Annotated in this window: 16 protein-coding genes; 7 read left to right on the top strand and 9 right to left on the bottom strand. The window is 72.5% G+C overall.

Going from position 1 to position 14,197, the window contains the following annotated elements:
- Nucleotides 1–86: 86 nt before the first annotated feature.
- Together ACYVLJ_RS26900 and ACYVLJ_RS26905 are read right to left on the bottom strand one after the other, a co-directional pair.
- A complete protein-coding gene (locus ACYVLJ_RS26900; RefSeq protein WP_460440787.1) occupies nucleotides 87–677 on the bottom strand; it encodes a dihydrofolate reductase family protein in 591 nt (196 codons plus the stop codon).
- Complete coding sequence (locus ACYVLJ_RS26905) at nucleotides 674–1,642, bottom strand: hypothetical protein (RefSeq protein WP_451984045.1); 969 nt, start codon at nucleotides 1,640–1,642, stop codon at nucleotides 674–676. The genes ACYVLJ_RS26900 and ACYVLJ_RS26905 overlap by 4 nt, the downstream gene beginning before the upstream one ends.
- A 178-nt stretch (nucleotides 1,643–1,820) precedes the next feature.
- Between ACYVLJ_RS26905 and ACYVLJ_RS26910 the strand changes: the two genes are divergently transcribed.
- Entirely contained in the window at nucleotides 1,821–2,816 is a 996-nt protein-coding gene (locus ACYVLJ_RS26910; protein WP_460440788.1) for a hypothetical protein, read from the top strand.
- Here ACYVLJ_RS26910 and ACYVLJ_RS26915 read toward each other — a convergent pair.
- Both ACYVLJ_RS26915 and ACYVLJ_RS26920 read right to left on the bottom strand, forming a co-directional pair.
- Nucleotides 2,742–2,975, bottom strand: a complete 234-nt coding sequence (locus ACYVLJ_RS26915; protein ID WP_451984049.1) for a hypothetical protein — start codon at nucleotides 2,973–2,975, stop codon at nucleotides 2,742–2,744. The genes ACYVLJ_RS26910 and ACYVLJ_RS26915 overlap by 75 nt on opposite strands.
- Nucleotides 2,976–3,196: 221 nt before the next feature.
- Nucleotides 3,197–3,712 (bottom strand): hypothetical protein, encoded by a 516-nt coding sequence (locus ACYVLJ_RS26920; protein ID WP_451984051.1) that lies wholly within the window; start codon nucleotides 3,710–3,712, stop codon nucleotides 3,197–3,199.
- Nucleotides 3,713–3,916: 204 nt separating this feature from the next.
- On the opposite strand from ACYVLJ_RS26920, the gene ACYVLJ_RS26925 reads away from it, so the two are divergent.
- Nucleotides 3,917–4,198 carry an early set domain-containing protein gene (locus ACYVLJ_RS26925; protein ID WP_460440789.1) on the top strand — a complete coding sequence of 94 codons (282 nt, stop codon included), beginning with the start codon at nucleotides 3,917–3,919 and terminating at the stop codon, nucleotides 4,196–4,198.
- Nucleotide 4,199: 1 nt separating this feature from the next.
- Here ACYVLJ_RS26925 and ACYVLJ_RS26930 read toward each other — a convergent pair whose 3' ends face one another.
- Complete coding sequence (locus ACYVLJ_RS26930) at nucleotides 4,200–4,907, bottom strand: type 2 periplasmic-binding domain-containing protein (protein ID WP_460440790.1); 708 nt, start codon at nucleotides 4,905–4,907, stop codon at nucleotides 4,200–4,202.
- 42 nt (nucleotides 4,908–4,949) lie between these two features.
- Here ACYVLJ_RS26930 and ACYVLJ_RS26935 point away from each other — a divergent pair, with 42 nt between their 5' ends.
- The 4 genes from ACYVLJ_RS26935 to ACYVLJ_RS26950 are packed head-to-tail and all read left to right on the top strand — an operon-like array spanning nucleotide 4,950 to nucleotide 7,827.
- The gene (locus ACYVLJ_RS26935; protein ID WP_451984057.1) at nucleotides 4,950–5,321 is read left to right on the top strand and encodes a DUF5997 family protein; all 372 of its coding nucleotides are present in this window, start codon (nucleotides 4,950–4,952) and stop codon (nucleotides 5,319–5,321) included.
- On the top strand, nucleotides 5,318–6,523 hold the full coding sequence (locus ACYVLJ_RS26940; RefSeq protein WP_460440860.1) for a kynureninase: 1,206 nt from the start codon (nucleotides 5,318–5,320) through the stop codon (nucleotides 6,521–6,523). The genes ACYVLJ_RS26935 and ACYVLJ_RS26940 overlap by 4 nt, the downstream gene beginning before the upstream one ends.
- Before the next feature lie 36 nt (nucleotides 6,524–6,559).
- On the top strand, nucleotides 6,560–7,003 hold the full coding sequence (locus tag ACYVLJ_RS26945) for a MarR family winged helix-turn-helix transcriptional regulator (RefSeq protein ID WP_451984059.1): 444 nt from the start codon (nucleotides 6,560–6,562) through the stop codon (nucleotides 7,001–7,003).
- Nucleotides 7,000–7,827 carry a haloalkane dehalogenase gene (locus ACYVLJ_RS26950; protein ID WP_460440791.1) on the top strand — a complete coding sequence of 276 codons (828 nt, stop codon included), beginning with the start codon at nucleotides 7,000–7,002 and terminating at the stop codon, nucleotides 7,825–7,827. The genes ACYVLJ_RS26945 and ACYVLJ_RS26950 overlap by 4 nt, the downstream gene beginning before the upstream one ends.
- Nucleotides 7,828–7,830: 3 nt before the next feature.
- Here the strand turns inward: ACYVLJ_RS26950 and ACYVLJ_RS26955 are convergent, their stop codons facing one another.
- Genes ACYVLJ_RS26955 through ACYVLJ_RS26970 form a run of 4 tightly spaced genes read right to left on the bottom strand, consistent with a single transcriptional unit; the run spans nucleotide 7,831 to nucleotide 11,200 of the window.
- On the bottom strand, nucleotides 7,831–8,457 hold the full coding sequence (locus tag ACYVLJ_RS26955; RefSeq protein ID WP_451984063.1) for a TetR/AcrR family transcriptional regulator: 627 nt from the start codon (nucleotides 8,455–8,457) through the stop codon (nucleotides 7,831–7,833).
- 1 nt (nucleotide 8,458) lies between these two features.
- Complete coding sequence (locus tag ACYVLJ_RS26960) at nucleotides 8,459–9,613, bottom strand: NAD(P)/FAD-dependent oxidoreductase (protein WP_460440792.1); 1,155 nt, start codon at nucleotides 9,611–9,613, stop codon at nucleotides 8,459–8,461.
- A 1-nt stretch (nucleotide 9,614) separates the two neighbouring features.
- The gene (locus ACYVLJ_RS26965) at nucleotides 9,615–9,806 is read right to left on the bottom strand and encodes a ferredoxin (protein WP_451984067.1); all 192 of its coding nucleotides are present in this window, start codon (nucleotides 9,804–9,806) and stop codon (nucleotides 9,615–9,617) included.
- Nucleotides 9,806–11,200, bottom strand: a complete 1,395-nt coding sequence (locus ACYVLJ_RS26970; protein ID WP_460440793.1) for a fatty acid desaturase — start codon at nucleotides 11,198–11,200, stop codon at nucleotides 9,806–9,808. The genes ACYVLJ_RS26965 and ACYVLJ_RS26970 overlap by 1 nt, the downstream gene beginning before the upstream one ends.
- A 556-nt stretch (nucleotides 11,201–11,756) precedes the next feature.
- On the opposite strand from ACYVLJ_RS26970, the gene ACYVLJ_RS26975 reads away from it, so the two are divergent.
- Nucleotides 11,757–14,171, top strand: coding sequence for a sensor histidine kinase (locus ACYVLJ_RS26975; RefSeq protein WP_451984071.1), 2,415 nt, complete (start codon nucleotides 11,757–11,759; stop codon nucleotides 14,169–14,171).
- Nucleotides 14,172–14,197 lie beyond the last annotated feature (26 nt).

Genomic DNA, 14,197 nt, shown 5'->3' on the forward strand with positions numbered 1-14,197 from the left:
GTGCCCGCAGTACCTACCCGGGGACAACCCCCGGGTGCGCCGTGGTTGCTTCCGGTGGTCAGAGATGGCTTTTGTCCACACAGGACTCAACGCTGGCGGTCGTAGACCATGGACGTTTCTCCCAGTTCTCCTGCTTCGTGGTGGGTCAGCCGCCACCTCGACGGTGGTAGTCCGTCGTCGAACAGGCGGGGGCCGTCCCCGGCGATCTCCGGGCAGATCGTCAGGTACAGGCGGTCGAGGAGGTCTGCTGCCAGCAGCGGTTTGATGATGCTCGTGCTGTTGTTCACCAGGATGTCGCCCGAACCCGTGACCTTCAGCCCTTCGATGACTTCTGGTGCTGGGGCGTTCACGATCTTCGTGCGGTCCCACGGCGGCTTCGTCAACGTCGTCGAGAACACCACCTTCTCCGCGTCCAGCAGCCACTTCGCGTAACCGCGTTCGCGTAGGTCGGCGTTCTCGTCCGCGGCCAGTGCCGGCCAGAAACCGAAGAAGTCCTCCGCGTTCAGCCGGCCGAGCACCGCCGTCGTCGCGCTCTCCCAGATCCGCGCCAGGTGGCGCCGGGCGACGTCGGTCGACACGTAGCGGACGATCGGGCCCAGGTCGGCGGGCCCGCCGGGGCCGCGGTAGCGCCCGTCGAGGGTCAAGCTCACGTTCGCGGTCACCCTGCGCCCGGTCATCGGGAACCTCCGGCCAGCCACCTGAAGCCGTAAGCGTAGCCGAGCTGCGGGGCCGCGAACTCCTCCGCGACCTCGCCCGCGCCGTCGAGGGACAGCGTCTCACCCGGCTGGGGCGGATCGGCGAGCACCGACGGCGGCACCCGGTCCAGCCGCCACACCGCCCGCGGCGGGCACCGCGGGTCGAAGCGGACCCGCACCGTGAACGACTCGCACGTCACCAGCGGCACGAACACGTACGACGACCGGATCGGCAGGCCGTCCCGGATCCGCAGCACCAGCGAATACGTGTGGGTTTCGCCGCGCGCCAGCGGCCGCGGGAGGTCGAGCAGCCAGCGGAAGTGCCGCTGCCCCACCCGGTCCTCCGCCGCGATCCGGACCCCGTGCTGGGCGTCGGCCGCCACCCGCCGCTCGCCGTCTTCCCCGCCCTCGACGCGGGGCACCGTGAACTGCGCGGAGATCCGGTCGAGCCCGTCGCGCGTCGCCACGATCAGGCGTTCCTCGATCAGCTCCGGCTCGGCGGTGTCCAGCCGCACCAAGGCGTTGAGCCGCTTGACGAACCAGCCCTGGTCCGGATCGGGCTCGCCGTCACCGGGCCGCGTGCCCGCCTCGATTTCCGCAGCCAAGCGGGCAAAGGACCGGTCTATCCGCCGCCGGGCCGTGCGTTCGGAAACCTTCAGCTGGTCGGCGAGGATCCCGACCCGGTCGCTGAGCAACGCGTGCTGCGACCCCGGGGCGATGCCCAGCGCGACGTTGACCGCCAACCGGTCGTCGGCCGGGAACTCCGCGATCGCGGCGGAAATGGCGTCGCGCAGCACTCGCCGCGCTTCGCGGTCGTTCGCCGTCCGGTGGATTTCGCACCAGCCGGACAGGAGCGGCCCGAGCCGGCCGCGCAGCCGTTCGGTTTCCAGTCCCCAGCCGCGGCGCAAGGTGGTGAGCTCCCGGACCAGCCCGTTCTCGGTTGCCATGGGATTTCGATTGTGGCACGCGGACTTCCGCGCGATCGGCGGCACCGGCTGCGCCGATCAGGTGATTCGCCGATGGCCAGTCCCTGGCCAGTTCCGCCGTGATTCGGCCCGCGCGCGGCCTTTGCCCGTTCCCCGGCTGACCGACCATTGCCCGGTCGACGGCATCGGGGAGGACGGGTTGCTCGACACCATGCACGCGCCCATCGACGTGGCCGGGATCCGCCGGCTGGCTCGCGACGGGCTGCTCGCCGACACGGCTTCGGCCGCCGCGCCGGGCGACCTCGCCCGGTTGCGCGGGGCCGTGTACACCGTGGCGTGGCCGCTGGTCTTCGCCCGGATCACCAAACCGCTGGAGCGCCAGCGCCGGCACCCGGACTGCGCCCGCGGGCTCGAATGGCTGCGCCCGGACTGCCTCGACGGCTTCCACGACGACGTCGAGGCCGTCGTGGAGCACGCGCTGCGGCGCGCGACCGACCCGATCGACAACTTCGACGGCTGGCTGGCCACCCGGCTGAGCCCGGCGACGGTCGACGCGCACCGGCGGCGGCGCGGGGAGATCGGGGCGCTGCAACGCCCACGGCTCCCGGCGTGGCTGGGCGACGCCCTCGACGACGACCCGTGGCTGTGCGACCTCGCCGTGCAGATCCTGGTCTGGGCCGGGGTGCCGGTGACCGCGGGCGCCGAACTGTGGCCTCTGGACGGCTGGGCCGCGCGCCGCGCCGGGCTCACCGGCGAGCCGCCGGCCGACCGCGACACGCTCGACCGCGAGGTGCGGACGGTCCTGGCCGCCATGCGCACCCGGCCGAAGTGGCACGCCGAGCACGTCGAACGCCCGCTCGGGCACAAGCGGGCGCCGGTCGCGCCGATGCCGGCGGACGCCTCGGCCGAGCCCGCCCCGCTCCCGCTGGTCGGGCCGGACGAGGCCGACGACGTGCGGCTCGCGGGCCTGGCCGACCAGGCGCTGCGGGCGATCGAAGCCCGGCTGGACCGCGGCGAGGAAGCGACGGCGGCGGTCACCGCGGTGGTCCGGCGCGTGTTCGGCGCCGGCGCGAGCGCGCTCGACCGCTTGCCGCGCAACGGTTCCACGCGCGACGACTGGTTAACCACCGCCCTCGCCGACGAGGCCCGGCTGGCCGGGATCGTGGCCACCGTCCTGGCCGTCCTCGGCCGCTAGGCCCAGCCGCGCGCCGAGGACGTCGAAGAGCACGTCCGGCGGGCAGCCGGCAGCACGCGCCCGCATCCCGGCGGACGTCAGTTCGGCCAGCAGCACGGCGCGCACGGCCGCCCGGGTCGCGCGCGGAAGTCTCACGGGCGGGACAGCTGATCCGGCCACCCCGGCCTCCTTTCCCCGGCGCCGGTCCGGCCGGCCCAGCCATCCCCTGACGGACGGCGGGCAGCCGGAGCGGGCTCGCCGGGCAAACCGCGAGCCGGGGTCAGCGCCACCACGACGGCGGCGGCACCGGCAGCCTCAGCGCACAGCCCGGCGGGGTGCCAGCCCAGCAACCGCGAACCAACGGGCCGCGCCCGCCACGGCGGCGGCATCGGCGGCCGGGGTCAGCGCCACCACGACGGCGGCGGCACCGGCAGCCTCAGCGCGCAGCCCGTGTGGCCGCCCGCCCAGCAGTCCGCCAGCCAGCGGGTCAGCGCCACCGGGCCCAGGAGGCTGTCCTCCCAGACCGGGGTCAGCTCGCCCGCCCTGCGCAGCACCGTTTCCGCCGTCGTGCAGAACTCGATGATCGCGGCCACCGCGGCGTCGGCGCGCTCGGGCGGCCAGGCGACCGCGGCTCCGGTCAGCCCGGCGGGGATGGCCAGGCCGGTGCCGACGGTGCAGTTGCGGGCCAGCTGGACGGCGAGGTCGAACTCGACCGCTTCGGCGTGGCGCTGCCGGGCCCGCCAGCGAGGCGAGGCTTCGGCGGCGTGCAGCCCGGCGAGCCGGGCGGCGACCAGCCCGTCCCACACCGTCAAGAGCACTGCCCGCGTGTCGGCCGGAGGCGCGCCGGCGAGCTCGTGGGTGACGGCGCTGAGCCAGGCACACGGGTCCTTGACTTGACGATCAGCGGCGACGGTCACGGCAGTCAGTTTCGCACCGGCAAGCACGTCCGGCAGCAAGATGATCATGGTTCACGGCAGGACCACCCGGTCGGTGGCGAACCGTTGAGCGGCTGGGTAATTCCTTCGGGCACACGGGGTGACCGATCGGTCACGGCTGTGTCATCATGTCGGCGCTCAGTGCCGAGCACGCCCCTCGTCCGCTCCCCGAAAGGCACTCCCCGCGTGATCAAGATCAGCAAGAGCCGGGCCGGCACCCAGCGAGTGACGTTCAGCCTGCCGGCCGGTGCCCCGCCCGGACGGGTCAGCGTCGTCGGCTCGTTCAACGACTGGACGCCCGGCCGCCACCACCTGACCCCGCGCTCCAACGGCCGCCGCTCGGCCTCGGTCGACGTCGCCCCCGGCACGGTGATCCAGTTCCGCTACCTCGGCGAAAACGGTTTCTGGTTCGACGACCCCGACCTGGCCGACCGGGTCGACGGCAACTGCGTCTGCTCGACGAACTGACTCAGGACCGGCGGCGCGGCTTCCCGCGCTTCGGGGCACCGCCGCCGGTGCGCCGGGCCGGCTTGGCCGCCGGCTTGCGCTCCGGGCGCTTCTTCTCCGGAGCCGCCGGCTGCTGCTGGCGTCCGCGCGTGCTGTTGACCGTGCGGCCCCGGACGATGCCGATGAACGTCTCCATCAGGTCCGTCGTCTCGTCCTCGAGCCACGAGAGCGCGACGCTCGACTGCGGGGCGTCCGTCACCGGGCGGTAGGTCAGGTCGCGGCGGTGGTGCAGCCGCGCCAGGGACTGCGGGACCACCAGCACGCCGACGCCCGCCGCCACCAGCTCGATGGCGTCCGCGGTCGTTTCCGGGCGCGCCCGGGCGGGCCGGCCGGGGAGGGAAGACCACTCCACCGTGTCATCCAGCGGGTGCAGCACGACGTCGTCCGCCAGGTCCGCAGTGGACACTTCCTCCGCCGCCGCGACGAGGTGGTCCTTGGCGACCACGACCACCGTCGTCTCGGTGTACAGGGGGATCGCATGGAGGCCGTCGCGGTCGATCGGGGAGCGCAGCAGGGCCGCCTCCGCTTCGCGCGCGCGGAGCACGGCCGTGGCCTCCGCCGCGGCGACCGGCACCAGGGTCAGCGGTACCTCCGGCACGCGCTCGCCCCAGGTCCGGACCCACTTGGCGGGCGTCGCGCCCGGGACGTACGCGAGGCGGAACGAGGTCACCGGGTCAGGTTACCGGGCGGGGCGCTGGCTACCCTGGACGGCATGACGTCGCACAAGACCGACCAGACGATGAAGCCCGCGACGGCGGCCAAGAAGCTGGGTGTCTACCTCGAAGCCACGCCCGCCGAGTTCCAGGAGGGTGTCGTCTCGCGCGACGAGCTGAACGCGCTGCAGGCCGACCCGCCGGAGTGGCTGCGCGAGCTGCGCCGCACCGGCCCGCACCCGCGGCCGGTCGTCGCGGCGAAGCTGGGCGTCTCCATCGGCGGCCTCACCCGCGGCGGTATCACCGAAGCGCTGACCACCGAGCAGATCGACGCGCTCAAGGCGGAGAACCCCGACTGGCTGGTGCGGGAACGCGCCACGCAGGCCGAGGTGCGCAAGGAAACCGTGCGGGTCAAGGAGAAGAACCGCTGACCACGTCGGAGGAGGCCGCGCGCCTCGACGCCGAAGACGAGCTCGCCGCGTTCCGGGACCGCTTCGTCCCGATCACCGACCCGGGCGTCGTGGCCTACCTCGACGGGAACTCGCTCGGCCGCCCGCTGCGCGCGACCGCCGAGCGCCTGCAGGAGGTCGTCGCCGACCAGTGGGGCGCGCGGCTCATCCGATCGTGGGAAGAACGCTGGCTCGAGCTGCCCGAGCGGATCGGGGACGAGCTCGGCCGCGTCGCGCTCGGTGCCGCCCCGGGCCGGACGATCGTGGCCGACTCGACGTCGGTGTGCCTGTACAAGACGCTCCGGGCGGCCGTCGCGCTGCGGCCCGGGCGCGACGAGATCGTCATCGACACCGGCAACTTCCCCACCGACCGGTTCCTCGCCGAGGCCGTGGCCGCGGAGCTCGGCCACACGGTCCGGTGGATCGAAGCCGCCGACGTCCGCCCGGAGGACGTCGCGGCGGTCACCGGCCCGCGGACCGCGGCCGTCGTGCTGTCCCATGTGGACTACCGGTCCGCGGCGATCGCCGACCTCGGCGGCATCACGGAGCTGGTGCACGAGCGCGGCGGGCTCGTCGTCTGGGACCTCTGCCACAGCGCCGGCTCGATCCCGGTCGAGCTGGACGCCGCGGACGCCGACTTCGCCGTCGGCTGCACGTACAAGTTCCTCAACGCCGGCCCCGGCGCGCCCGCGTTCCTCTACGTCAACGCCCGCCACCACGCGGAGTTCGGCCAGCCGATCACCGGCTGGATGGGCGCGGCCGACACGTTCGGCATGGCCGAGCACTACGTGCCCGCCCCGGGCATCCGCCGCGCGCTGTCCGGGACGCCGCCGGTGCTCGGCATGGTCGGTGTCCAGGAGGGCGTCGCGCTGCTGGCCGAAGCCGGGATCGAGCGGGTGCGGGCCAAGGCCGTCGCGCTCGGGCGCTGGGTGCTCGAGCTCGCCGACGCGTGGCTCGTCCCGCTGGGGTTCGAAGTGGCTTCGCCGCGCGACGACGCCCGCCGCGGCGGGCACGTCACCCTGCGGCACCCCGACGCCGAACGGCTGGCGCGGGTCCTCATCGAGAACGGCGTGCTGATCGACTTCCGCCGGCCCGACGGCATCCGCGTCGGGCTGAGCCCGCTGACCACCGGGTTCACCGAGGTCCGCGCCGCGATGGAGCGGATCCGCGAACTCGCCGGATAGTAGCCATGTACTTAATAGCCATGTACAGTATTTGGCATGAGCACTCCCGGGCACCTCATCTGGCGACTCTCCACGAAGTGGCGCGTGGCGGTCGACCGCGCGCTGGCGCCCGCGGGCCTCACGCACGCGCAGTACGTCTTCCTGGCCTCGCTGTTCGGGCTGGAACGCTCCGGTGCGGCACCGAGCCAACGGGAACTGGCCGACCACACCGGGCTTGAAGCCCTTTACGTCTCCAAGCTCGCGCGCTCCCTCGACGCCGACGGCCTGATCGAGCGCACCCGCGACCCGGCGGACACCCGCACGGTCCGGCTGGCCCTCACCGCCCGCGGCCGGGAGGTCGTCGAGCCGGCGATCGCCACGGTGGCCGAGCTGCTCGACCGGCTCCTCGCGCCGCTCGGCGGGCGGGACGGCGAGCGCACCGCGGCCCTGAGCCGCGAACTCACCCTCCTCCTCGACACTCCCCTGAAGGACGAAAAATGACCCTGCACCACGAAGAAACCGGCTCCGGCACCCCGATCGTCCTCCTGCACGGCAACCCCGGCTCGTCGTACGGGTGGCGCAACGTCCGCCCCCACGTCGGCGCCGGCCGCCTGCTCGCGCCCGACCTCATCGGCATGGGCCGCTCGCCCAAGCCCGACATCGAGTACTCCTTCGCCGACCACGCCCGCTACCTCGACGACTGGTTCGACGCCCTGGGCCTCGACGACGTCGTGCTCGTCGGGCACGACTGGGGCGGCGCGCTCGCCTTCGACCACGCCGCCCGCCACCCGGAGCGCGTCCGCGGCGTGGCGTTCTTCGAGACCATCGTGAAGCCGATCGGCTGGGACGAGGTTTCGCCGCAGGCCGCCGAGCGGACGCGGAAGATCCGCACGCCCGGCGTCGGCGAGGAACTGGTGCTGGCGCAGGACTTGTTCGTCCGGCAGGCCTTCACCGGCGGCGTGCGAACGCCGGTGGCGGACCTCGAGCCGTACCTCGCGCCGTTCCCGACGCCCGAGAGCCGCCGTCCGGTGCTCGCCTGGGCGCGGCAGCTGCCCCTCGGCGGTGAGCCGGCCGAACTGATCCCGCGCATCGAGGCCTACGACGAGTGGCTGAAGACCAGCACCGGAACGCCGAAGCTGCTGATGACCTTCGAAGGCTCCCCCACGCTGCTCATCGGCGAGAAAACCGCTCAGTGGTGCGAAGAAAACATCGCCGCGCTGGACGTCGTGGCGTGCGGCGAAGCCGGGCACCACGCCCAGGAGGACCGGCCGAAGGAGATCGGCACCGAGATCGGCGCGTGGCTGGACCGGCACGGCCTTCGCTGAACCTCAGGTGTGCCGCAGCGCCGGGGCCGCGTCCACGCCGAGGACCCGGGCCGCGACCCAGGCCAGGGCGTCCGCGGTGCGCGCCGGGGTGTCCGACGGCTGCATGACGTGGCTCAGGACGGTGCGGACGACCAGGTCGATCACGACGTCGATCTGCTCGTCCGTGAGCGCCGGGCGGTAGGCCGCCACGCGCGCGGTCAGCATCGCCTTCGCCTGCGTGAGCAGCGAGCCCGCCTCGGTGGTCAGCAGCGGCAGGAGCTCGGGGGCCGTGCCGTGCGTGGCGGACGCGATCGCGCGCAGCAGGATGTTGTCGTCGGCCAGCTCGAGGACCGCGCGGACGGCGTCGTAGATCGCTTCGACGAGGTCGGTTTCGTGCCGGTCGAAGGCGGCGCCGACGACGGAGAGGAACCGGTCGAGCTCGTGCGCGACCATCGCCTCGGCCAGCGCGGCCTTCGAGCCGATCTCGTTGTAGACGGTCTGGCGGCTGACGCCGACGACCTCGGCCAGCCGGGCCATGGTGACCGCCGGCCAGCCGGACCGCGCGGTCAGCTCGATCGCCGCGGTGATGATCGGCCGCCGGTGCTGGCCGCCCACGGACGGGGCCGGAACTGCGGCGCTCATGACCGTCATTCTAGGCAGCTCCCGCGAAGGCCAGTGCGTCGGACCACGGCCCTCGCGCGGCGATCCGCCTGCGGTACTTCATGATCTCGCGCGGGCGGTCGACGGTGAGCGCGCCGGCGAGGCGGTCGCCGCGGCGGTACAGCGTCACCCCGCCCGCGGACACCACCTCGTCGGCGCGCGGGGTGCCGACGAACTGGATCCGCCGGCCGTACCAGTCGGACCAGAAGTACGGCACGGTTTCGAGGGGGTGCGCGCCCGCCGGGTCGAGCGCGTGCCGGGCGGCGGCCGCACCCTGCTCGGCCGCGCTCGTCCAGTGCTCGAGGCGCATCGGCTCGCCGTCGAAGAGCGGGTTCGCGACGTGCGCGACGTCGCCCGCGGCGTAGACGCCGGGCGGCCCGGCGGCCAGGGTCGCGTCGCAGACCACGCCGCGGTCGCGCTCGTGCAGCGGCACCCCGCTGCCTTCGAGCCAGCCGGTGGCCGGGCCCGGGCCGATGCCGGCGACCACGAGGTCGGCGGGCAGCACTTCGCCGCCGGCCAGGTGCACGCCGTCGTCGCCGACGCCGGTGACCTCGGTGGCGAGCCGCAGGTCCGTACCCGCCTCCCGGTGCAGTCCGGCCAGTTGTGCCCCGGCATCCTCGCCGACCGCCCGGACGAGCGGGACGGCCGCGGCTTCGACGATCGTCACCGGCAGACCGCGGTTGCGCGCCGCCGACGCGACTTCGGAGCCGATGAACCCGGCGCCGATCACGACGGTCCGCGCCCCCGCGTCGAGCGCCTCGCGCACCGCGACGGCGTCTTCGGCGGTGCGCAGCGTGCGTGCGCCGGGCACCGTCCGGGCCCGCGCGCCGGTGGCGATGACCAGCGCGTCGTAGCGGACGGCGGTTCCCGCGACGGTCACTTCGCGCGCGCCGGTGTCGAGGCTTTCGGCCGGGGCACCCAGCATCAGCTCGACGCCGAGCTCGTCCCGGAGCACGGCTTCGGGGTGGAAGGGTTCGACGCGGCCGGGGTGGTCCGGGTCCAGGAACGCCTTCGACAGCGGCGGCCGGTCGTAGGGCAGGTGCTCCTCGGCACCGACGAGGACGATCCGGCCGCGGTAGCCGGTGCGGCGCGCGGACTCCACCGCGCGCAGCCCGGCGAGCGAGGCGCCGACGACGACGAAAGCCATGTCAGTCCTTGAGTTTCAGGGCCAGCACGGGACAGGAGTCGACCGCGGCGGCGAGGTCCTGGCGGTGTTCTTCGCCCGGGCGCTCGTCGAGCACGACGACCGTGCCTTCCTCGCCCACCTCGAAGAAGTCCGGCGCCATCGCCTCGCACATGCCGAGACCGTCGCACTTGGCGTGGTCCGCTTCGATCCGCATCACGCACCCACCCGTCCGGGCGCGACGAAGTCGACCTTTTCGCGCACGCCGCAGTCCGGGCAGCACCAGGAGTCCGGGATCGCCGACCACGGCGTGCCGGCCGGGAAGCCTTCGCGCGGGTCGCCGAGCTTCTCGTCGTAGACGTACCCGCAGCCCGGGCACATGCCGCCCTCGGAGGCGTCGCCCTGGGTGTCGGCTCGGTCCACGGGGACCGGCGTGACGCGGGTTCCGTACCGCGCGAGGACCTTCCCGCGCTTCGACGGCTGGATGTTGGCTCGCGAGATGTCGCCTTCGAAGTGGGCGAGCACCCGCGGGTCCATCACGCGGCGCCACACCGGCGGGATCAGGGCGAGCACGATCATCCCCGCGTACCCGGTGGGCAGCACCGGCGACTCGGCGAAGTCGCGCAGCGTCTGGTAGCGGCGCGTCGGGTTGGCGTGGTGGTCGCTGTGCCGCTGCAGGTGGTAGAGCAGGACGTTCGTGGCGATGTTGTTGGAGTTCCAGCTGTGGCTGGGATCCACGCGCTCGTAACGGCGCTTCCCCTCGGCGCCGACGCGCCGGCGCAGCATGCCGTAGTGCTCCATGTAGTTGACGATTTCCAGCAGCGAGAACCCGATGACGGCCTGGATCACCAGGTAGGGCAGGATCCCGACGCCGAGCCACGCGATCATCGCGGCCCACAGGACCGCCGACATCAGCCAGGCGTTGAGGACGTCGTTGCCGATCCGGAACGGGTGCTTGCCGCGGCGGGCGTAGCGCTTGCGTTCCAGGCGCCACGCGGACTTCAGCGAACCGAAGACCGTGCGCGGCCAGAAGCGGTAGAAGCTTTCGCCGACGCGGCTGCTCGCCGGGTCCTCCGGCGTCGCCACGCGGACGTGGTGGCCGCGGTTGTGCTCGATGTAGAAGTGGCCGTAGAAGCTCTGCGCCAGCGCGATCTTCGACAGCCAGCGCTCGTGGCTTTCCTTCTTGTGCCCCAGCTCGTGCGCGGTGTTGATGCCGATCCCGCCGATGCACCCGATCGACACGGCCAGCCCGATCTTGTCCACGACGGACAGGTCGCCCCGGGCGATCAGCCAGAACGCCGCGGCGAAGCCGAGGTACTGCACGGGCAGGAAGGCGAAGGTGATCCAGCGGTAGTAGCGGTCGTTCTCCAGCCGTTCGATCACGTCGTCCGGCGGGTTGCTGCGGTCGAGCCCGGCGAGCAGGTCGACCATCGGCACGATCACGAGGATCACGATGGGCCCGATCCAGAACCAGACGCCCCACCCGGTGGCCGCGTGCAGCCCGATGGCGACGAACGCCAGTGACGGCACCACCAGGCCGATCAGCCACAGGTAGCGCTTGCGGTCCCGCCACAGCTCGGTCGACCCGGCGGGGATCGTCGCTCCGCTCATCACACCCTCCTCCGTTGGCTGGTTTACATGACGATAGATGATGTACAGCACGATTGACAATAGACAGTTTCATGTAAAGAGCGGCCACAAGCAGAGGCCGCGGTTCGTGACGAAGATCATCTTCCGCCGGAGATGACGCAGAGTCGTGCCCAGCCTTACGAACAGACGGAGCGGGAGGGCAGTGCGACTGCCCCTTCATTCCCGCACCGCGAACACCGCCCGCTACCCCGCGGCCGAAATGACTTTCACCCGTTCGGCCCAGCGTGCAATGCCGGAAAATCCGCCGCGAGCCCGTTACCAGAGGAAATGCGAGTAGTCATCCCACCGCACTGGGTAAACACCGTTCGCACCTCGCCGGACAGCCGTCCGGGAGCCGGGTCAGCACCACCGCGCCTGGGTGGTTCGTGGTAAAAAACGGACCCTGATCGATTCCGCGGCAACACGGAGGGTGAGGCGACGACGGGTGACGGCGGCCGCTGTGTCCCATCGTCGTGTCCGCTCGCTCGTCCGGGTCCCCGTTTTTCGCCGACCGTCACTCAGGAGTTCGTGAACCGCCGTGCAGAACAAACACGTCCAGGACGAGTCGGACAAGCCGTACGACAAGTCGATCCGCAAAAGGCTGACCAGGACCGTTCTCATTCCCAGCGTGACGCTGCTCGTGCTGTGGATCGCGGTCTCCTCCTACTTCCTCTTCAACGGCGTTTACGTCCGGCTGGTCGCCGCGTCCGTGCGCGAGGTGTCGATCCCCGCCGCCACGGCGCTGGCCGAGTTCCAGAAGGAACGCCAGTCCGCCCTGCAGTACCTGGACGACCCGGCGCTCGGCCCGGGCCGGCTGCAGCAACAGCAGAAGGCCACCGACGAAAAGCTCTCCGCGCTGAAGGACGCGTTCGCCGCGACGATCTCCAACGCCCCGGACGAGATCGCGGCCAAGGTCAACGCGCTGAAGTCCCAGTTCGACCAGCTGCCCGTGCTGCGCTCGCAGATCAGCTTCCGCAGCATCGACCGCGCCCAGGTCAACAGCTACTACAACGGCGTGATGGACACGGCGTCGAACCTGTTCGACACCCAGGCCCGCATCGTGCCCGACGCCGAAGCCGCGACCGGCGGCATCACCGCGACGTCGGTCTTCCGCGCCGGTGACGCGATGTCGCGCGAGACGTCGCTGGTGTCGACGGCCTTCTCCGCCGGCACGTTCGCGCCCGACGACTTCGCGCAGTTCGCGCAGCTGTCCGGGATCTACCGGACCCAGCTCGCGCAGATCGCGCCGTTCCTCGACGCGAGCGTGCGCGCCAAGTACGAGGCGCTGACCGGCAGCGCCGCCTGGAAGCAGCTTGCAGCCGAAGAGACCGGCCTCGTGAAGCACGGCCCGTGGACCCCGGGCGAGCAGAACGGCGTGCCGGTGTCCGAAGCGGACTGGCAGAACGCGACGACCCAGGTGGCGCAGCGGCTCAACGACATGGCGATCGACCAGGCAGACAAAGTGTCGGCCGCGGCGATCGACTCCGGCGACGCCCAGCTGCGCAACGTGATCATCGGCAGCATCCTGGCGCTGCTCGCGTCGCTGGCCGCGATCATCGTCGCGGTGCGGGTGTCCCGCTCGCTCGTCGACCGCGCCCTGATGACCCGCCTCGCGCGGTTGCGCAACGACTCGCTCGACCTCGCCCGCAACCGCCTGCCGGACATCGTGGACCGGCTCAAGAACGGCGAACCCGTCGACCTGAAGGAAGAGCTCCCGCAGCTCGACCACGGCCGCGACGAGATCGGCCAGGTGGCCGAGGCCTTCAACACCGCCCAGCTGACCGCCGTCAACGCGGCCGCGAGCGAGGCGAAGGCCCGCAGCGGCGTGCACAACGTGTTCCTCGGCATCGCGCACCGCAACCAGGTGCTCGTCCACCAGCAGCTGCAGATCCTCGACGAGATGGAGGCCCGCGAGGAGAACTCGACCCAGCTGGCCTCGCTGTTCCAGCTGGACCACCTCGCCGCCCGCGCCCGCCGCACCACGGAGAACCTGATCATCCTCGGCGGCAAGCAGCCGGGCCGCCGCTGGCGCAAGCCGGTGGCGCTGATGGAGGTGCTGCGCGCGGCCGTCTCGGAAACCGAGCAGTACGCCCGGGTCCAGGTCGAGCAGGTGCCGGACGTCGCGATCGTCGGCGCCGCGGTGGCCGACACGATCCACCTCGTCGCCGAGCTGGTCGACAACGCGACGTCGTTCTCGCCGCCCGGGTCGCCGGTCGAGGTGACCAGCCGCGCCGTCGCGCGCGGGGTCGTCGTCGACGTTTCGGACCAGGGCCTGGGCATGAAGGACGGCGTCCGCGAGTGGGCCAACGCGATGATGGCCGAGGCCCCCGAGTTCGACGCGATGGCGCTGCGCGCGGACTCCAGCCTGGGCCTGTTCGTGGTCGCGCGCCTGGCGGCGAAGCTCGGCATGACGGTCACCTTCGACCCGTCCCGCTACGGCGGCCTCCGCGCCACCGTGCTCATCCCCACCCAGCACCTGGCCGGCCAGCAGGGCACCCCGGCCGGAGAACCCGAAACCTCGCCCGCGGAGACCACCGCGGTCCTCGCCCCGGTCGGCGCGCCCGCGCCGCAGGCCGCGGAAAGCTCGTTCGGTTCGCTGGACACGCCCAGCTCGTTCAGCGGTCAGATCCCGATGAAGCGGGACGTCAAGCCCCGGCCGTACCCGGCCCGCGCGCTCACCCCGCCCGACCCGCTGCCCGCCGTGCCGGCCGCGCCGTCGCCCGCGGAGCCGCCGGCCCCCGAAGCCCCGGCGGAACCCCAGGCCCCGGCGGCCGACGACCGGCCCCGGCTGCCCCGCCGCGAGCCGCAGCAGAACCTCGTCGCCCAGCTCGAGCACGAACCCGACGACAGCGACGACGTCGTCGCGCCCGGCGAAGGGACCGCGCGCACGCTCGCCGCGTTCCACAAGGGCACCCGCCGGGGCCGGGACGGGTCGGACGATGCCCAGCTCTGACAGCACACAGGAAAGTCCACAGAGGA

Source organism: Amycolatopsis stemonae, assembly GCF_054781455.1.